The sequence below is a fragment of the Shuttleworthella satelles DSM 14600 genome, assembly GCF_000160115.1.
Classification (GTDB): domain Bacteria; phylum Bacillota; class Clostridia; order Lachnospirales; family Lachnospiraceae; genus Shuttleworthia; species Shuttleworthia satelles.
On record NZ_GG665867.1, the window covers coordinates 609,229 to 627,736 of the forward strand.

Genomic DNA, 18,508 nt, shown 5'->3' on the forward strand with positions numbered 1-18,508 from the left:
TTCCCGGAGGAAAGTATGCGTGATATAGTAGCTGGTTCTTATTGTTAGACAGACGAATACACAGGAAATAGCACCCTGTGATTAGAAGGTTTCTCTGATCCGGCCGGATAGATCCTTATGCCTCTTTGTGCTCCTCCTTGTACTTGCTTACCAGTCTCTGGATTCGGTCATAGGGATCCAGGAGTCTGGCGATGGAATTGTCGTGATTCAAGGTGTCGATGATATAGGCGATGTACTTGCTCATTCCGCAGCTGATGTAGTAGTCGCGGGAGAGGAGCTCTGCGCTCTGGTACACCAGATTGGTGGTGACGACCTTGTAGATGATCCCGTCCGCGATGGCCTTGTCGAATCTGGCCATACCCTTGGTGAAGAGGCCGAAGGTGGCGATGACGAAGATCCGGTTCGCCCCGCGGCGCTTGAGCTCAGAGGCGACATCAATCATGGACTCGCCGGAAGCGATCATGTCGTCGACGATCCAGACATCCTTGCCCTCGACGGGAGCGCCCAGGAATTCGTGGGCTACGATGGGGTTGCGGCCGTCGACGATCCTGGAGTAGTCACGGCGCTTGTAGAACATGCCCATCTCAACGCCCAGGATAGAGGCGATGTAGACGGCGCGCTGGGTGCCGCCTTCATCGGGGGAGATGATCATCAGATGATCATTGTCCAGCTTGAGGTCATCGCAGTTATGGCAAATTCCCTTGATGAACTGATATGCGCAGGTCACGGTGTCAAAGCCGTGCAAGGGGATGGCGTTCTGAACCCTGGGATCGTGCGCGTCGAAGGTGATGATATTGTCGACGCCCATGGAGACCAGCTCCTGTAAGGCCAGCGCGCAGTCTAAGGATTCTCTGGAGGAGCGGCGGTGCTGCCTGCCCTCGTAGAGGAAGGGCATAATGACTGTGATGCGATGAGCCTTGCCCTCAACTGCGGCGATGATACGCTTTAAATCAGAGTAGTGGTCATCGGGAGACATGTGGTTGCACTCGCCGCACATGTCGTAAGTCAGACTGTGGTTGGTGACGTCGACCATGATATAGAGGTCTAAGCCGCGCACGGATTGCTCGATGGTACCCTTGGCTTCACCGGAGCCGAAGCGGGGGGTGTGAGCTTTGACAATATAGCTTCCCTCCGTGTAGACGGGTTCTTCATTGCTGTTGGCGCGCTCTGAATCCCTCTCCTGGCGCCAGGTGGTCAGCCAGCGGTTGATCCGGTCTCCGATATCAGTGCAGCTCTTGAGGGGGATGACTCCCAGGGGTGCGACCGGGTTGCTCTCCAGTAACAGCTTGTCATTTGGCATTTTGCTCTCCTTATTGTTGGGTTTACGATTGCTCTATTTTCTTAAGGACACGGATATCCTGTCCGTAGAGCCGGATGAAAGAATAATTGCTGGCCAGGCGGGAGTAGACGCGGTCCGAATAGGTATCCCGCAGTTGACCCATATCCAGGTTGGAGGAAATCACGGTGGATTTCTTCCGCAGGAGGCGCTCGTTGACCACCTCAAAGAACTTGGAGTTGGTGAAGGAATTATTCATCTCCGTGCCGAGATCGTCGATGATCAGCAGGTCACAGCTGAAAATGTTATCGGATTCCCTGCCGGCCTCCTCGTCGTGGCGGAAGGTGGAAGCTTCAAAGGCCTTGAGCAATTGGAAGGCGGTGAAGTAGATTACCGAGTGCCCCTTTTGCATGAGCGCGTTAGCGATGCAGTTGGACAGAAAGGTCTTTCCTATGCCGGGCATACCGATCAGCATTAGGTTACCACCATCTCTGTCGAAATTGTCCACATAAGAATGGCAGAAAGCAAGGGCCTCTTTGGCAATTTCGTAGGAAGATTTGCCGCTTCTGGGGTCAATTTGCTCTCTGGAGTAATAGTCGAGCCGGAAGAGGTCAAAATTCTCACTCTGAAAGCGGTCGGTCAGATTGGACTGGGTATAGATCAGATCAATCGCCGCCTGCTTAAAACAGTGGCAGCGCCGGCCATTGATATAGCCGGTGTCCTGACAGTCAGGGCAATCATAGGGTGGGACCAGGTAATCGGAGGGATAGCCGGCCTCCTCCATCGTCTGTATTTTCTGTCGGCAGAGGTCTTTGATTTGCTCATGCAATGCCGATTTAGAGGGGGAGTTCTCCGAATCTGTCTCCCCGTCCGTCTCCCCGTTTTTTTTGATTCTGGCGCGGGCTGCCTGCATGCTGACAGAGCGGATCTGCTCGTCCAGATCACGCAGGAGGGGAAGCTTCTTGTAGAGCTCAGCTTGTCTGGCATCGATGATGCGCTGATTGCGGAACTGTTTCTGCTGGTATTCCCGCATCAGCTGGTCATACTGTGTGTTGGTCAGTGGCATAGGATCCTCAGTTCTTGATCAGGGCGTCTTCTAAAGCTGCGATATCGTAGTTTCCCTGGGAGAAGTTATGGAAGCGGTTCTTCTTGCTGGCGGCTGTCTGCCCGCCGCCGGCCTGCGTCTGTCCGCCGGTCTTTTGGCTGTCAGAGGAGGTCTTCTTCTGTTCCATGTACCTTGCGTTCAGCTGCATGATGTCAGCGCGGCTGGATACGCCCTGGCGGTACCAGCTGTTTAAGATGCTGTTGGCATACTCGAAGCTGGGTCTGGAAATATTGGAAATGGTTCTGCGGCAGGCTTCCGCCACAATTTCCTCGTCGAATTTGAGGTCACAGACCCAATGCTGCAGATGCTCCTGCTCACTGGCGGCCATGGAGCGATTTTTGATGCCGAACTCATTCATCACGGTCCGGTAGACAGAAGAGCGGATCTCGTTCTGCTTCTTGGCCTCCTGGGGATCGAGGATCTTCTTCTCAGCCCAGGAGAGAGCGATCCGATCCATATAGTAGATGGAGGAATGATTGTTATCAATACAGTATTCAATCAGGTATTCGATCAGCTCGGAAGAGAAGTGAAGGCTGTCCTTCCAATAGAGAATGGTCTCAATCTCCTTGTGGGTCAGGGGCCTGCCGAAGTAAGTCTGAGCGACATAGAGGAGCTCGCGGACACTTTCATCCGCGGAGAAGGCATTGATCTGCTCGGGGCTGTAGGCAGGCCGATCATTGATGGAAGGATACTTTCCCGTACCAGGATCGATCACAGGGGCGACAGGGTCTGACATTCTGTCTGCGTCGAAAAGGACATTCTCTTTCTCCTGGAGATTGAGCATGCAGATCCCAGTCAGCTGATCCTTCGCGTTGTACTCCAGGCGCAGGATCAGGACGGACTCCCAGTAAGAGAGGGCCCGGCGCACATCCTTCTCCGTCAGATCCAGATGGTCGGCAATGCTTGGCAGAGACAGATCCATATGGCGGTCCTCCAGACAGCGGAGAAGATAGAGGTAGACCTTGACATACTCCCCGTTGGCATCCCTCATATAGCGGTCAATAAACGCGTTTGGAACGCAGGTCACCTGCCTGCCGTCGCTGGTATGGATCTTCACATCTGACATGATAACTTCCCTTTTTTCCTTGAAACACGCCTGCGATTATACCATAGAGACAGGCGGTGAAAAAGGCGCAGAGCCCGGAAGAAAGAGGCTCCGCTCCAATTGTGCGTATGTGGATAAATGCCTAAAAAGCCTATGGACAGGGGCAAAAAAATCCACACCGGCTGTGAATAAAAAGAGACAGACAGGTGTGGAAGAGGTGGATAAGTCTTAGCGGAGCAAGTCCTCTCCAATCTGCACGACATTTCCGGCCCCCATGGTTATCAACAGGTCCCCGTCGATAGAATTTTTCTTCAGATAGTCCTCAATTTCCTCGAAAGAAGGAAAATAGAGACAGTCGACGCCGGCGGCGTCCAGCCGTTTCTTGATATCCAGGGAGCTGACGCCGTAAATATCCTGTTCTCTGGCCGCATAGATATCGGCCAGGATGACCTGGTCCGCGGCGGAAAGGGCGTCGGCAAAGTCCTCTAAGAAGGCCTTGGTTCTGGTATAGGTGTGGGGCTGGAATACGACGACAATGCGCTTGTGCGGATAGTTCTTGGCGGCTGCTAATGAGGCGCGGATCTCTGTGGGGTGGTGGGCGTAATCGTCGATGACGGTAGCCCCATGGAATTTTCCCTTATATTGGAAGCGGCGGTCTGCTCCGTGGAACTTGGCAAAGCCCTCCCGGATCTCTTCTTCGCTCAGGCCCATGCGGTGAGCGACCGCCAGGACGGAGAGGGCGTTGCCGATGTTATGGCGGCCCGGCACATGCAGCCGGATCAGAGGAAGGGTCTGCTGGCGAAAATGGGGAATGAAGCTGGCACAGCCGAAGTGATCATAACTGATCTGGCTGGGATACCAGTCGCAGCTGTCGTCGAAACCATAGGTCTGCACATCGGATTTGACGTCGGCGACCAGAGACTGCCAGTCATTGATTTCACCGTTGATGACGAGCAGACCCTTGTCGGCCGTGTTCTCGGCAAAGCGCTTAAAGGAGCGGCGGATATCGTCCAAATCCTTGAAGAAGTCCAGATGTTCTGCCTCAATGTTTAAGATGACACTGTACTTGGGGTAAAACTCCAAAAAGGAGTTGGTGTATTCGCAGGCCTCGGCGACGAAACGGTCAGAGTTTCCCACATGGACATTGGAGTGGATGGCGTCTAAGATACCGCCGACAGAGATGGTGGGCTTCTGATCGGACTCTAAAAGGAGCATGGACATCATGGATGTGCTTGTGGTCTTGCCGTGCGTTCCCGCGATGGCGATGGACTCCGGGTAGTGGCTCATGATCTGTCCCAGGAGCTGGGCCCGGGTCAGCATGGGCTTTTTGCTGGCGCTTGCGGCAATCCATTCGGGGTTATCCGGGGAGATGGCGGCCGTGTAGACGAAGCAGTCGATGTCGTCCGTGACATTGGCGGCGGACTGGGGACAGGCAATCTTCGCGCCCAGGGAAGACAGGTGTTCTGTGATCGCGGAGGGAGACCGGTCGGAGCCGGAAACCGTGAAGTGACGGTCCAGCAGGATCTCAGCCAAACCGCTCATGCTGATGCCGCCGATGCCAATGAAATGGACATGTATCGGCTGTGTAAAGTCAATCTGAAACATAGGGCACCTCTTCTCTAGTCATATGATTGTCTTCATTATATACGAAGCCTTTCTTTTTTCAATTTTGAATGGGGAGCTTCCCCGCCTCCCCGGCAGAAATAGATTGACGCGGCTTTCCCCTCTATGCTATATTATTTTGGCGATGGAAGAGCGTCTTTTTTTTATGTCTATTTTCGGGTACTTTCCGCCCGAAGGACAGGAATTGACGCGACAGCATACTCTTAATGAAATTGGAGGTAGAAGTTGTGCGCACAAGAATAACATTGGCATGCACAGAATGCCAGAGACGGAACTACAACACGACCAAGGATAAGAAGACGCATCCCGATCGTGTTGAGACCAAGAAGTATTGCCCCTTCTGCAAGAGACACACTCTGCACAAAGAGACAAAATAATCTCAGCTAGGAGACGCTATGGCAAATGAATCAAAGTCCAAGACCGGTTTTTGGACAGGAATCAAGCATGAATTCTCTAAGATTACATGGCCCTCAATCAACCAGGTGTCCAGAGAATCGGTAGCGGTCGTTGTGACCAGCGTTATCACTGCCGCAATTATTGTGGCTGTCGATTTCGTTGTCCACTTCGGGCTTAATTTTCTGGTGAATTTCAATCTGAAGTGATAGCTGTAAGGCTGTACAAGGAGGAGAGAATTGGCAACTCGGCACGATACGGAACCACACTGGTATGTGGCACACACCTATTCGGGGTATGAGAACAAGGTGAAGGCTGATATTGAGAAGACGGTAGCGAACCGTCATCTGCAAGATCAGATCCTCGAGGTTATGGTCCCCATGCAGGATGTCGTAGAAGTGAAGAACGGCGTCCGCAAGACTGTCTCCAAGAAGATTTTTCCCGGCTATGTTCTGATCAACATGTATATGAATGACGATACCTGGTATGTCGTACGCAACACCAGAGGCGCGACCGGCTTTGTCGGCCCCGGATCCGATCCTGTCCCTCTGACTGAGAGAGAAATGAGCAAGATGGGAATTCATACCGAAAATATTGAGGTCGACTTCGGCGTTGGCGATACGGTCAGCGTGATCGGAGGCGCCTGGAAGGATACGGTCGGTGTCGTTCAGGCGATGAACCCCAATAAACAGAGTCTCACCATTAACGTTGAGCTCTTTGGCCGTGAGACGCCGGTTGAAATCAGTTTCACGGACGTTCAGAAAATGAATTAAGGAGGCATTTCCAAAATGGCAAAGAAAATTGAAGGATATATCAAGCTTCAGATCCCCGCGGGCAAGGCAACCCCTGCCCCCCCCGTAGGACCCGCGCTTGGTCAGCACGGAGTGAACATTGTAGAGTTCACCAAGCAGTTCAACGCGAAGACAGCGAACATGGGTGATACCATCGTCCCCGTTGTTATCACTGTCTACACTGACAGAAGTTTCTCATTTATCACCAAGACCCCTCCGGCTGCGGTCATGATCAAGAAGGCCTGCGGAATCGCGAAGGCGTCCGGCGAGCCCAACAAGAACAAGGTCGCCAAGATCACCAGGGCGCAGGTTCAGGAGATCGCTGAGACCAAGATGCCCGATCTGAACGCTGCGGATATTGAGGCTGCAATGTCTATGATCGCGGGTACCGCGCGCAGTATGGGAATTGAGATTGTTGACTGACCCCCGTTTGGTTCGCGGCTAAGTCGCGGGTCATAAGAGGCCGGAGGGCAGTTTTATAACCAGGGGATGACGGCAGATTGAAGGAAAGCGGTTTGCTGTCTTTACAAGAGAATTTGTGGGAGGGGATCTTCTCCCGCTACTACCACAGGAGGTAATCATGAAGAGAGGTAAGAGATATCAGGAGGCCGTCAAGAGCTACGATAAGACGGTAGAGCTTGATAAGGCGGAGGCGATCAGCCAGGTTAAGAAGAACGCGACCGCCAAGTTCGATGAGACCATTGAAGTTCACATCCGCACCGGTTGTGACGGTCGTCACGCGGAGCAGCAGATCCGTGGAGCGGTTGTACTCCCCCACGGTACCGGCAAGACCGTTCGCGTCCTGGTATTTGCCAAGGGTGACAAGGCTGAGGAAGCGACAGCCGCAGGAGCTGATTTCGTTGGAGCTGAGGACCTGCTCCCCAGGATCCAGAACGAGGGATGGCTCGATTTCGACGTTGTTGTAGCTACCCCGGACATGATGGGCGTTGTAGGACGTCTCGGCCGTGTCCTCGGACCAAAGGGTTTAATGCCAAACCCCAAGGCCGGAACCGTTACGATGGATGTCACCAAGGCAGTCAACGACATCAAGGCAGGTAAGATCGAGTACCGCCTTGACAAGGCCAATATTATTCACGTGCCGATCGGGAAGGCTTCCTTCACCGATGAGCAGTTAGCGGACAACTTCCAGAGCTTAATGGACGCAATCGTCAAGGCAAGACCCTCAAGCCTGAAGGGTCAGTATCTGAAGAGTGTGACTCTTGCGCCTACCATGGGGGCCGGCGTCAAGGTAAACACGACACAGTTTGCCTGAGGATTGACACCATATACAATTCCAGTTATAATGCGTAAGCATCTTTACCGAAGACAGCAGGTGCCGCAAGGCGTAACGTAGATCGACCTGCCGAGGAGGACGACGAACACAGCCTGTCTGTGATACGTAGGATCATCTGCCTCACTGTCTTAGGACGGTGAGGTTTTTCGGTTTATGTCGCAAGTTGAAATCTAATAAGGAGGAAACCAATACATGGCAAAAGTAGAGTTAAAACAGCCGATCGTTCAGGAAATCGCCGACAGCATTCAGGACGCAGCTTCTGTTGTTGTGGTTGATTACCGTGGCTTGACGGTCGCTGAAGATACTGAGCTGCGTAAGGACCTGAGAGAAGCGGGCGTTACTTACAAGGTCTACAAGAACACCATGGTCAGATTCGCGATCAAGGATACTGATTTCGCGGGCCTGGCAGATGCTCTCGAGGGACCCAACGCGATCGCGATCTCCAGGGACGACGCAACCGCCGCCGCGCGCGTACTTGCCAACTTCGCCAAGAAGGCTCCCAAGCTTGAGCTGAAGGCCGGCGTTGTCGAGGGCAAGTTCTGCGACGCGGAGGAGATTCAGGCAATCGCGTCCGTACCTTCAAGAGACGAGCTCATCTCCAGATTGCTGGGCAGCTTCCAGGCTCCTGTCACCAACCTGGCCCGCGTTCTCAATCAGATCGCGGAGAAGGGCGGCGAGGCAGTTGCCGAAGAGCCTGCTGAGGCAGCAGCCGAGACTCCTGCAGAAGAGCCCGCTGAGGCAGCAGCGGAGGCTCCCGCCGAAGAGCCCGCTGAGGCAGCAGCCGAAGCTCCCGCAGAAGAGCCCGCTCAGGCAGCAGCGGAGACCCCTGCAGAGTAATTGCGCGTTGATGCGTGCGCTTTGAATCAGAAAATACTGTGATCATCAATATTTATGGAGGAAATAAAAATGGCTAAGTTAACGACGGAAGAGTTTATCGAGGCGATCAAGGAGCTTTCTGTGCTCGAGCTTAACGATCTTGTTAAGGCTTGCGAGGAGGAGTTCGGTGTATCCGCAGCGGCTGGCGTTGTTGTCGCAGCTGGCGGCGCTGCCGGCGCGGCCGCTGAGGAGAAGACAGAGTTCGATGTAGAGCTGACTTCTATCGGCGCCAATAAGATCAAGGTCATCAAGGTTGTCCGTGATGCTCTGGGTCTTGGTCTCAAGGAGGCTAAGGAGGCTGTTGAGGCAGCTCCCAAGGTGCTCAAGGAGGGCGTTTCCAAGGAAGAGGCTGAGGAGCTCAAGACGAAGTTCGAGGCTGAGGGCGCTACGGTTACCCTTAAGTAAGAGGCTTCACTTCTATCATTCGACACAGGGGACGGAGCAGATGTCTGCCGGAGATCCCGTTCCTATGCAGAGAAAGGGCTGCAGTTCACCGCGTGTGGGCTGCGGCTTTTTTGATGGAAGGGAGTACCCTTTTTCTGGTGGCTTTTCTGATGCTTCTCCCTGATTTACTTGCTTGCTTCTCAGGTCGAAAATTGACGTGCCGGAAGTCTGACCGAAAAATCGCCGGAAAACTGGTCGAAAATTGCCGGTTGACAGGCCTTGATAAGCCGTAGTAGTATGTAGGTTGCACTATTGTGGCGCAATAGGCATATTGCGCCCTTTTACAGGAACCTATCACAGCAGCTTTCTGCAGCTTTTTGCGGCCTTCTGTGGCCTTCTGCGGGATGCGAAGATTGAACGAGAGGTGAAACGTCAATGGAGAAGAACAGAGTACATCTGGTGAAATCCGGCAAGGGAGTCCGCATGAGCTATAAGCGCTCCAAGGAAGTTCTTGAGATGCCAAATTTCATTGCAGTTCAGAGAGACTCCTACAAGTGGTTTCTCGATGAGGGCATGAAGGAGGCGTTCGATGATATCTCCCCCATCTCGGATTTCAGCGGCCATTTGAGCTTGGAGTTCGTGGGTTTCCGCCTGTGTACCGATGAGATCAAATACACCATTCCGGAATGCAAGGCCAGGGACACCACATACTCTGCTCCTCTTAAGGTAAAGGTTCGCCTCTATAATAAGGAGACCGACGAGATCAACGAACATGAGATCTTCATGGGGGACCTTCCTCTGATGACGGAGACGGGTACATTTGTCATCAACGGCGCGGAGCGCGTCATTGTATCTCAGCTGGTCCGCTCGCCCGGTATCTACTACGGAATTGACCATGACAAAATCGGCAAGGAGCTCTTTACCGCGACTGTCATTCCCAATCGCGGAGCCTGGCTGGAGTATGAGACGGATTCCAACGACGTCTTCTATGTTCGCGTTGACCGCACCCGCAAGGTTCCGATCACGGTTCTGATTCGAGCTCTGGGACTGGGCAGCAACCAGGAGATTATCGAGATGTTCGGTGAGGAGCCTAAGATTCTGGCCTCCTTTGAGAAAGACACTTCCATTACGGAACAGGCGCCCCAGGGCTCTTACGAGGGCGGCCTTCTGGAGCTCTACAAGAAAATCCGCCCCGGTGAGCCTCTGACGGTCGAGTCTGCGGAGAGTCTGATCAGCGGGATGTTCTTTGATCCTAGACGCTATGATCTGGCCAAGGTTGGCCGCTACAAGTTTAATAAGAAGCTGGCCCTGCGCAAGCGGATCAATAAGCAGGTTCTGGCGGAAGATGTGGTGGATCAGTCGACTGGTGAGATCCTGGCTTCGGCGGGCAGCAGGGTTGACCAGGAGCTGGCGGATCGAATCCAGAATGCCGGTGTTCCCTTCGTTTGGATTCAGACAGAGACCCGCAATGTGAAGGTCCTGTCCAACCTCATGGTCGATATCAGGGCGCATGTGGATATCGACGACCCCAGGGCCTATGGAATCAATGAGAAGGTCTACTATCCTGTCCTGGAGCAGCTGATGCGGGAAAATCCCAACAGGGAGGATCTGCTGGAGGCGATCCGGCGCGATGCGCATGACCTGATTCCGAGACATATTACAAGAGACGATATCTTTGCCTCGATCAACTACAACATGCATCTGGAGTATGGACTCGGCAATGACGACGACATCGATCATCTGGGCAATCGCCGTATCCGCGCGGTCGGAGAGCTCCTCCAGAACCAGTATCGGATCGGCCTGTCACGCATGGAGCGCGTGGTCCGTGAGCGCATGTCAACCCAGGATGTCGAGACGATCAGCCCGCAGAGCCTGATCAACATTAAGCCCGTGACGGCAGCGGTCAAGGAGTTCTTCGGCTCCTCACAGCTGTCACAGTTCATGGATCAGAACAATCCTCTGGGCGAGCTGACCCATAAGAGGCGCCTCTCTGCCCTTGGCCCCGGCGGACTCTCAAGAGACCGCGCCGGATTCGAGGTTCGAGACGTACACTATACCCACTATGGCCGTATGTGCCCGGTCGAGACTCCTGAGGGACCCAATATCGGTCTGATCAATTCGCTGGCTTCCTATGCCCGCATCAATGAGTACGGATTTATCGAGGCGCCTTACCGTGTGATCGACAAATCCGACGCGGACAATCCGCGTGTCACCGAAGAGGTTGTCTACATGGCGGCCGATGAGGAGGATAATTACCACGTGGCTCAGGCGAATGAGCCCCTGGACGCGGACGGACATTTTGTCCACAAGCAGGTATCCGGCCGTTTCCGCGATGAGACCCAGACTTATGACCGGGGAGCCTTTGACTATATGGACGTTTCTCCCCGTATGGTATTCTCTGTTGCGACGGCTCTGATCCCCTTCCTTCAGAACGACGACGCGAACCGCGCCCTCATGGGATCCAACATGCAGCGGCAGGCAGTGCCTCTTCTGACGACAGAGGCTCCGGTTGTCGGCACCGGTATGGAGCCAAAGACGGCAGTCGATTCCGGGGTCTGTGTTTTGGCCCGAGCGGCGGGAACCGTTGAGGCGGCCGAGTCCAATCGCATTATTATCAAGACGGATGACGGTGGAAGAGATGAGTATCTCCTGACCAAGTTTGAGCGGTCGAACCAGTCCAACTGCTATAATCAGCGACCCATCGTCTTCAAGGGCGACCGCGTCGAGGCCGGCGAGGTAATCGCTGACGGACCCTCCACATCGCGGGGAGAGCTGGCTCTCGGCAAGAACCCCCTGATCGGTTTCATGACCTGGGAGGGGTATAACTACGAGGACGCGGTTCTTCTGTCAGAGAACCTGGTCGAGAACGATGTCTACACATCCATCCATATCGAGGAATATGAGACGGAGTCCCGTGACACGAAGCTGGGACCGGAAGAGATTACAAGAGATGTTCCCGGCGTCGGAGATGAGGCCCTCAAGGATCTGGATGAGAACGGTATCATTCGCATCGGCGCGGAAGTTCGCTCCGGTGATATTCTGGTGGGAAAGGTTACTCCCAAGGGAGAGACAGAGCTGACGGCGGAAGAGAAGCTGCTTCGCGCTATTTTCGGAGAGAAGGCAAGAGAGGTGAGAGATACCTCTCTGAAGGTTCCGCACGGTGAGTATGGGATTGTTGTAGACGCCAAGATCTTTACAAGGGAGAATGGCGACGAGCTGAATCCCGGCGTCAACAAGGCGGTCCGCATTTACATCGCGCAGAAACGCAAGATCGGCCCCGGCGATAAGATGGCCGGACGACATGGAAATAAGGGTGTCGTATCCCGCGTTCTCCCTGTCGAGGATATGCCCTTCCTTCCCAACGGCCGTCCCCTGGACATCGTCTTGAATCCCCTGGGCGTGCCCTCGCGTATGAATATCGGACAGGTCCTGGAGATCCATCTGAGCCTGGCCGCCAAGGCCCTCGGCCTCAATATTGAGACGCCTGTCTTCGACGGCGCGAGCGAGCGCGAGATCGGAGATACGCTGGAAATGGCCAACGACTATGTCAATGAGCCCTGGGAGGACTTCAAGAACAAGTACCAGGAGATCCTGGATCAGAAGACCATGGATTATCTCTCTGAGAACCGCGGCCACAGAGCCCTGTGGAAGGGAGTTCCCATCTCCAGGGACGGCAAGGTTCAGCTGCGCGACGGCCGTACCGGTCAGCCCTTTGACGGGCCCACGACCATCGGACACATGCACTATCTGAAGTTGCATCACCTGGTCGACGACAAGATTCACGCGCGTTCTACCGGTCCCTACTCCCTGGTAACCCAGCAGCCTCTGGGCGGCAAGGCTCAGTTCGGCGGTCAGAGATTCGGAGAGATGGAGGTCTGGGCCCTGGAGGCCTATGGAGCGGCCCATACGCTGCAGGAGATTCTGACCGTCAAGTCGGATGATGTTGTCGGCCGCGTTAAGACCTACGAGGCCATCATCAAGGGAGAGAACATTCCCGATCCGGGAACGCCGGAGTCCTTCAAGGTTATGCTCAAGGAACTGCAGGCTCTGGCGCTCGACGTCAATGTCCTTGATGACAGCGGCAGAGAAGTGAAGCTGATGGAGTCGACGGAGTACGGCAATACCAATATCAATGCTCTTATCTCCCGGGAGGAGCGCAATGCCAAAAACAGGGAGAAGGCAGAGGCTTTGGGATCTGCGGAGAATGCCGACGCGAACAGCGACGAGATCAGGGCCTTAATTGACGGCTCTGATGACACGCGCTACGCAGCCTTCGAGAATGTTGAGAACTTCGGTCGGCACGGCTTCACCAAGCAGGAGTTTGACGCGGAGAGCGAGGAATTGGTAGATTCCGAGGATCAGGATACGGACGGAGACATCCAGGATGCCGAGGAGGACTTCGGCGACGAAGATTGATCAGAAGGGAGATCCATAAATGCCTGAAGATATGAAGAAATCCACGAACAAAGCGGCGGAATTCAGTGCGATTAAGATTGGACTGGCTTCTCCCGAGAAGATTCGTCAGTGGTCCCGCGGCGAGGTGAAGAAGCCGGAGACCATCAACTACAGAACGCTCAAGCCGGAGAAGGACGGACTCTTCTGCGAGAAGATCTTCGGACCGACCAAGGACTGGGAGTGTCACTGCGGCAAATACAAGAAGATCCGCTATAAGGGAGTGATCTGCGACCGCTGTGGCGTTGAGGTCACCAAGGCCTCTGTCCGCCGTGAGCGCATGGGACATATTGAGCTGGCCGCCCCGGTATCGCATATCTGGTACTTTAAGGGGATTCCCTCACGCATGGGGCTGATGCTGGATCTGTCGCCCAGAACCCTGGAGCGCGTCCTCTATTTCGCGAATTACATCGTGCTGGATCCCGCTGATTCCAACCTCTCCTATAAGCAGGTTCTGACTGAGAATGAGTATGCTGAGGCGCGGGAGAAGTATGGCGAGGGATTCAAGGTCGGCATGGGAGCAGAGGCGATTCAGGAGCTTCTGTCTGAGGTCGATCTGGCCAAGGAATCTGAGAGCCTGTCTGCGGAGCTGGAGAATGCCTCCGGCCAGAAGAGAGCGCACACTTTAAAGAGACTTGAGTGCGTGAATGCTTTCTTAGAGTCCGGCAATGATCCCACCTGGATGATTCTGAACGTCGTTCCCGTGATCCCACCGGATCTGCGCCCTATGGTTCAACTGGACGGCGGTCGTTTCGCAACCTCTGATCTGAATGATCTCTACCGGAGAATTATCAACCGCAATAATCGCCTGCGTCGTCTGCTTGAGCTGGGAGCTCCGGATATTATCGTCCGCAATGAGAAGCGGATGCTGCAGGAAGCGGTAGACGCTCTGATCGATAATGGCAGAAGGGGAAGACCTGTGACAGGACCCGGAAACAGGGCTCTGAAGTCTCTGTCTGACATGCTCAAGGGCAAGTCCGGCCGCTTCCGCCAGAACCTCTTGGGCAAGCGTGTGGACTACTCCGGCCGTTCCGTTATTGTGGTCGGACCCGAATTAAAGATCTACCAGTGCGGCGTTCCCAAGGAGATGGCGCTGGAGCTCTTCAAGCCCTTTGTCATGAAGGTTCTGGTTCAGAGAGGCTCCGCGAGCAATATCAAGGCGGCCAAGAAGATGGTCGAGCAGCAGCAGGATGAGGTTTGGGATGTTCTGGAGGATGTCATCCGCAATCATCCCGTGATGCTGAACCGCGCGCCTACCCTCCATCGTCTCGGAATCCAGGCCTTTGAGCCCATTCTGGTTGAGGGCAAGGCGATCAAGCTGCATCCTCTGGTATGTACTGCCTTCAATGCCGACTTCGATGGAGACCAGATGGCGATTCATCTGCCTCTGACGGAGGAAGCGCAGGCGGAGTGCCGTTTCATGCTGCTCTCTCCCAATAACCTTCTGAAGCCGTCAGATGGCGGACCCGTGGCCGTTCCCTCACAGGATATGGTTCTGGGTATTTACTATCTGACCCAGGAGCGCGAGGGAGAGCCCGGCCAGGGCAAGCATTTCGCGAGCGTCAACGAGGCGCTTTTGGCCTTCGAGAACAAGGTTATCAACTACCATTCCAGAATCTGGGTTCGCCGCACGGTTGACCTGCCCGATGGGAGAAAGCACACCGGCGAGATCGAGACCACGCTGGGGCGCTTGGTCTTCAACGAGATTCTTCCGCAGGATCTGGGATTCGTCGATCGAAAGAGCGACGACGACTACCTGCAGCTGGAAGTTGATTTCATGGTCGGCAAGAAACAGCTGAAGAAAATCCTGGAGAAGGTCATCAATACCCATGGGGCGACAAGGACGGCTGAAGTTCTTGACTCCATCAAGGCGATGGGCTACAGGTACTCCACACTGGCAGGAATGACAGTATCCGTCTCCGATATGACCATCCCGGACGAGAAGCCCGCCATGATCGAGGAGGCAGAGGAGACGGTCGCGAAGATCACCCGCAACTACAAGCGCGGTCTGATCACAGATGAAGAGCGCTATAAGGAAGTGATCCAGACCTGGACGCAGACGGATAAACAGCTGACAGACGCCCTGCTGGACGATCTGGATCAGTACAATAATATCTTTATGATGGCTGATTCCGGAGCCCGTGGCTCAAACCAGCAGATCAAGCAGCTGGCCGGCATGCGCGGTCTGATGGCCGATACGTCAGGACGGGCCATTGAGCTACCCATCAAGTCCAACTTCCGTGAGGGCCTTGATGTCCTAGAGTACTTCATCTCAGCCCACGGCGCCCGCAAGGGTCTGTCGGATACCGCTCTGCGTACCGCGGATTCAGGATATCTGACCAGACGTCTGGTGGATGTATCTCAGGAGATGATTGTCCGTGAGGCCGACTGCAACGCAGGCCATGATCGCGAGATCCCCGGCATGTACGTGTCCGCCTTCATGGACGGCAAAGAGGAGATTGAGAGCCTCGAAGACCGTATTACCGGCCGCTTCTCCGTCAATGAGATCCGCGACCTTGACGGCAATATCATCGTCAAGGCCAACCACATGATCACGCCGCGCCGCGCTCACGCAATCTGCGAGAACGGTGTCGACGAGGATGGCAAGCCGATTGCCGGCAATGTCAAGGCCAGAATCAAGATCCGTACCATTCTGTCCTGCCGCACGCATCACGGAGTCTGCGCGAAGTGCTACGGAGCCAATATGGCGACCGGGCAGGCTGTTCAGGTCGGAGAGGCCATCGGGATCATCGCGGCTCAGTCCATCGGGGAGCCCGGTACGCAGCTGACGATGAGAACCTTCCATACCGGCGGTGTGGCCGGCGGTGATATCACCCAGGGTCTTCCCCGTGTCGAGGAGATCTTTGAGGCCCGTAAGCCCAAGGGTGTCGCCATTGTCACGGAGATCGCAGGTACCGCGACCATGCGGGAGGATAAGAAGAAGCGCGAGATCATCATCTCCAATCGCAAGACAGGAGAGGAGAAGGCCTATCTGATCCCCTATGGCTCCCGTATCAAAGTCCTGGACGGCGATGAAGTGGAGGCCGGCGATCCTCTGACCGAGGGCTCTGTCAACCCCCACGACATTATTAAGATCAAGGGCGTAAAGTCACTGCAGGAATACATGCTCCAGGAAGTGCAGCGAGTATACCGTCTGCAGGGCGTAGACATCAATGACAAGCACATCGAGGTGATCGTCCGCCAGATGCTCAAGAAGATCACGGTTGAGGATCCCGGTCAGTCTGATTTCCTGCCCGGCGAGCGTGTTGACCGCCTGGATTTTGTCGACACCAATGAAGAACTTGAGAATGAGGGCAAGGAGCTTGCCGTCGGTGAGCAGGAGCTCCTCGGTATCACCAAGGCCGCTCTGGCAACGGATTCCTGGCTGTCCGCGGCTTCCTTCCAGGAGACGACCAGGGTTCTTACAGACGCGGCGACCAAGGGCAAGGTTGACAGCCTGCGCGGACTCAAGGAGAACGTTATCATCGGCAAGCTGATTCCTGCCGGAACCGGCATGAAGATCTACTCGGATGTTCCCATGAACAGCGACTATATGGCTGAGGAGGAGATCCCGGACGAGAGCAAGAGTGAGCTGCTTGGCGCTGACGCCGAGTGAGCCATTGGCGCAGGTCAGTCATCTGACCTTATTTCATAAGAAGATATGAGCCGAGGGGCGGCCGGGAAATGACTTTTATTTCCCGGCCGCCCCTCTTTTGAATTATGAAAGACAAGAAGATGAAAGATTTTCAATACAGGATTTCCAAACGATATACCCGCAAGGGATAAGTACCCAGCGACGTATCAAAATAACCGAATTCGATATGCTTCCCAGGCTCTAACTGCTGGCGATTCAGTATCACCTCATTATATTGTAGGGTAAGTTCCGTTTGACCCTTGGGGAGGAGAGAACGACCTGTTGTATCAAGCGGGGAGACACGAAGCAATTTATTTTTTTTATCTACTGATAGGATAATTCCCTTGCTTCTTAGTAAGCATGTTCCAGACTGTAATTGGTCAGGCTCTGCCTTTGGTTTTCTCGGAATGGCTATGATGCAGATAAGGCAGATAAAAATAATACAGATAAAACTGATACAAATTATCAAGAATTTTTTTTTATTCATGGAAGAAGGTCCCCTGATAGTCAGTGAAATATGAATAATCAAGATTTATATATTTTACTTGTCCGTCCCATCCATCACATGCCATAAGAGTATGTAATTGACTATGGTCATATTTTTTTGCGATAGTGCAATAGCCTTCAACAGCCATAGAGTGCCCAGATCTTCCTTCGTCTGTATTAATTCCACAGTGTATCATGGCAATATTATGAGAATCGATTGTTTTCGTAAATTTACTGTATGAAGGGGATTCAACATAAGTACCTCTTGCGGATTTATTCTTTGACTTTAAGTAGGAGTTAATGCCGGGGGTAATATCGGTAATGGGCGTTGTCCCGTATGTGATTCCGCCTCTAATACTGCGTACAGTAGTTTTTGTCCTTGCCCAAATATCCATGTATTCATCTTTTAGCGATTCATCAATGCAACCTAAGTTAGCCTCGTAATAGCTTCCACAAATGTAGGAGGCGGATACGGCGCAAGCGTAATGCTTGGTGGTCTCTTTGACAAGATCTTCAGGAAGTGTGTAAAAATCAGATATATGATTTGTACCCACCAGGTTGTAGTTTTCATATATTGTCTTTACAGGAACGAAAATGTCGTCCCACGTACTTGTGTGCTTTCCAAACGGAAACAAATAATTGGAGTTCGCGGACATACGTGGGGATCTGGTTTCATAAGTGAAAGGTCCGACTTTGTAAGTTTTAGTCGTACCACAAGTGGAGCTCATTTTTTTATGAAAAGAGCTATCCAGCGGGGCGAAAGTAGCAGAGCCAGAAATGATATATGGGGAAGAAATATGATTTTTGCTACCAATAGATGGTTCATCAAAAGAAAACTCTGAAATCAAACTGTCCTTCGTATTATCAAAAACGATATGTCCAGTGTGATTGTTATCATCTTGAAGGTTAACAATGTAGCCGATGGCTTGTTCATTTGCTGCGTAGATTTTTGTTGTAGAGATCGCATGGTATTTTTTCCCTAGATTAGAAGAAAACTTTTCGGCCGTAGATTCTGCTAATTCAGGAGTAAATAGAATATTAGAGTCAGACTCTGGCGTGGCTGCATGCGAAGGAAGTAAAAAGAGTAAAGTGATAGAAATCGATAGCAGAATTGATAAAAGACGTTTTTTCATAGTTCCCTCCTCTTGA

General features: G+C 53.4%; 15 protein-coding genes and 1 other annotated feature. Of the genes, 9 read left to right on the forward strand and 6 right to left on the reverse strand.

The window, feature by feature from the left end:
* Window positions 1-115: 115 nt before the first annotated feature.
* The 4 genes from GCWU000342_RS09485 to murC form a co-directional block, all read right to left on the reverse strand.
* Complete coding sequence (locus GCWU000342_RS09485) at window positions 116-1,300, reverse strand: ribose-phosphate pyrophosphokinase (protein WP_006907222.1); 1,185 nt, start codon at window positions 1,298-1,300, stop codon at window positions 116-118.
* A 22-nt stretch (window positions 1,301-1,322) separates the two neighbouring features.
* Window positions 1,323-2,342 (reverse strand): ATP-binding protein, encoded by a 1,020-nt coding sequence (locus GCWU000342_RS09490; RefSeq protein ID WP_006907223.1) that lies wholly within the window; start codon window positions 2,340-2,342, stop codon window positions 1,323-1,325.
* A gap of 7 nt (window positions 2,343-2,349) precedes the next feature.
* A complete protein-coding gene (locus GCWU000342_RS09495) occupies window positions 2,350-3,447 on the reverse strand; it encodes a DnaD domain protein (protein WP_006907224.1) in 1,098 nt (365 codons plus the stop codon).
* Window positions 3,448-3,654: 207 nt separating this feature from the next.
* Entirely contained in the window at window positions 3,655-5,031 is a 1,377-nt protein-coding gene (murC, locus tag GCWU000342_RS09500) for a UDP-N-acetylmuramate--L-alanine ligase (RefSeq protein ID WP_006907226.1), read from the reverse strand.
* Window positions 5,032-5,276: 245 nt separating this feature from the next.
* On the opposite strand from murC, the gene rpmG reads away from it, so the two are divergent.
* From rpmG to rpoC, 9 genes are all read left to right on the forward strand, one after another.
* Window positions 5,277-5,426 carry a 50S ribosomal protein L33 gene (rpmG, locus tag GCWU000342_RS10315; RefSeq protein WP_156784547.1) on the forward strand — a complete coding sequence of 50 codons (150 nt, stop codon included), beginning with the start codon at window positions 5,277-5,279 and terminating at the stop codon, window positions 5,424-5,426.
* Between the two features lie 18 nt (window positions 5,427-5,444).
* Window positions 5,445-5,651: a preprotein translocase subunit SecE gene (secE, locus tag GCWU000342_RS09505; RefSeq protein WP_006907228.1), complete on the forward strand. Its 207-nt coding sequence runs from the start codon at window positions 5,445-5,447 to the stop codon at window positions 5,649-5,651.
* Window positions 5,652-5,681: 30 nt separating this feature from the next.
* A complete protein-coding gene (gene nusG / locus GCWU000342_RS09510; RefSeq protein ID WP_044961456.1) occupies window positions 5,682-6,215 on the forward strand; it encodes a transcription termination/antitermination protein NusG in 534 nt (177 codons plus the stop codon).
* Between the two features lie 15 nt (window positions 6,216-6,230).
* Window positions 6,231-6,656: a 50S ribosomal protein L11 gene (gene rplK / locus GCWU000342_RS09515; protein WP_006907230.1), complete on the forward strand. Its 426-nt coding sequence runs from the start codon at window positions 6,231-6,233 to the stop codon at window positions 6,654-6,656.
* 157 nt (window positions 6,657-6,813) lie between these two features.
* The gene (gene rplA, locus GCWU000342_RS09520; RefSeq protein ID WP_044961458.1) at window positions 6,814-7,506 is read left to right on the forward strand and encodes a 50S ribosomal protein L1; all 693 of its coding nucleotides are present in this window, start codon (window positions 6,814-6,816) and stop codon (window positions 7,504-7,506) included.
* Between the two features lie 29 nt (window positions 7,507-7,535).
* Window positions 7,536-7,684 (forward strand) — a sequence feature (ribosomal protein L10 leader region).
* Between the two features lie 35 nt (window positions 7,685-7,719).
* Entirely contained in the window at window positions 7,720-8,364 is a 645-nt protein-coding gene (gene rplJ, locus GCWU000342_RS09525; protein ID WP_006907233.1) for a 50S ribosomal protein L10, read from the forward strand.
* A gap of 69 nt (window positions 8,365-8,433) precedes the next feature.
* A complete protein-coding gene (gene rplL, locus GCWU000342_RS09530; RefSeq protein ID WP_045001025.1) occupies window positions 8,434-8,808 on the forward strand; it encodes a 50S ribosomal protein L7/L12 in 375 nt (124 codons plus the stop codon).
* A gap of 414 nt (window positions 8,809-9,222) precedes the next feature.
* Window positions 9,223-13,203: a DNA-directed RNA polymerase subunit beta gene (gene rpoB, locus GCWU000342_RS09535; protein ID WP_006907237.1), complete on the forward strand. Its 3,981-nt coding sequence runs from the start codon at window positions 9,223-9,225 to the stop codon at window positions 13,201-13,203.
* A gap of 19 nt (window positions 13,204-13,222) precedes the next feature.
* Window positions 13,223-16,855 (forward strand): DNA-directed RNA polymerase subunit beta', encoded by a 3,633-nt coding sequence (rpoC, locus tag GCWU000342_RS09540; protein ID WP_006907238.1) that lies wholly within the window; start codon window positions 13,223-13,225, stop codon window positions 16,853-16,855.
* Window positions 16,856-16,985: 130 nt separating this feature from the next.
* Here the strand turns inward: rpoC and GCWU000342_RS09545 are convergent, their stop codons facing one another.
* On the reverse strand, window positions 16,986-17,360 hold the full coding sequence (locus GCWU000342_RS09545; RefSeq protein ID WP_006907240.1) for a hypothetical protein: 375 nt from the start codon (window positions 17,358-17,360) through the stop codon (window positions 16,986-16,988).
* The gene (locus GCWU000342_RS09550) at window positions 17,353-18,492 is read right to left on the reverse strand and encodes a hypothetical protein (RefSeq protein ID WP_006907241.1); all 1,140 of its coding nucleotides are present in this window, start codon (window positions 18,490-18,492) and stop codon (window positions 17,353-17,355) included. The genes GCWU000342_RS09545 and GCWU000342_RS09550 overlap by 8 nt, the downstream gene beginning before the upstream one ends.
* Between the last annotated feature and the right edge of the window lie 16 nt (window positions 18,493-18,508).

What these genes read in the sequence shown, in the direction of transcription:
- GCWU000342_RS09485 (WP_006907222.1), bottom strand. Translation starts at nt 1,300, where the DNA reads ATGCCAAATGACAAGCTGTTACTGGAGAGCAACCCGGTCGCACCCCTG.
- GCWU000342_RS09490 (WP_006907223.1), bottom strand. Translation starts at nt 2,342, where the DNA reads ATGCCACTGACCAACACACAGTATGACCAGCTGATGCGGGAATACCAG.
- GCWU000342_RS09495 (WP_006907224.1), bottom strand. Translation starts at nt 3,447, where the DNA reads ATGTCAGATGTGAAGATCCATACCAGCGACGGCAGGCAGGTGACCTGC.
- murC (WP_006907226.1), bottom strand. Translation starts at nt 5,031, where the DNA reads ATGTTTCAGATTGACTTTACACAGCCGATACATGTCCATTTCATTGGC.
- secE (WP_006907228.1), top strand. Translation starts at nt 5,445, where the DNA reads ATGGCAAATGAATCAAAGTCCAAGACCGGTTTTTGGACAGGAATCAAG.
- rplK (WP_006907230.1), top strand. Translation starts at nt 6,231, where the DNA reads ATGGCAAAGAAAATTGAAGGATATATCAAGCTTCAGATCCCCGCGGGC.
- rplA (WP_044961458.1), top strand. Translation starts at nt 6,814, where the DNA reads ATGAAGAGAGGTAAGAGATATCAGGAGGCCGTCAAGAGCTACGATAAG.
- rplJ (WP_006907233.1), top strand. Translation starts at nt 7,720, where the DNA reads ATGGCAAAAGTAGAGTTAAAACAGCCGATCGTTCAGGAAATCGCCGAC.
- rplL (WP_045001025.1), top strand. Translation starts at nt 8,434, where the DNA reads ATGGCTAAGTTAACGACGGAAGAGTTTATCGAGGCGATCAAGGAGCTT.
- rpoB (WP_006907237.1), top strand. Translation starts at nt 9,223, where the DNA reads ATGGAGAAGAACAGAGTACATCTGGTGAAATCCGGCAAGGGAGTCCGC.
- rpoC (WP_006907238.1), top strand. Translation starts at nt 13,223, where the DNA reads ATGCCTGAAGATATGAAGAAATCCACGAACAAAGCGGCGGAATTCAGT.
- GCWU000342_RS09545 (WP_006907240.1), bottom strand. Translation starts at nt 17,360, where the DNA reads ATGAATAAAAAAAAATTCTTGATAATTTGTATCAGTTTTATCTGTATT.
- GCWU000342_RS09550 (WP_006907241.1), bottom strand. Translation starts at nt 18,492, where the DNA reads ATGAAAAAACGTCTTTTATCAATTCTGCTATCGATTTCTATCACTTTA.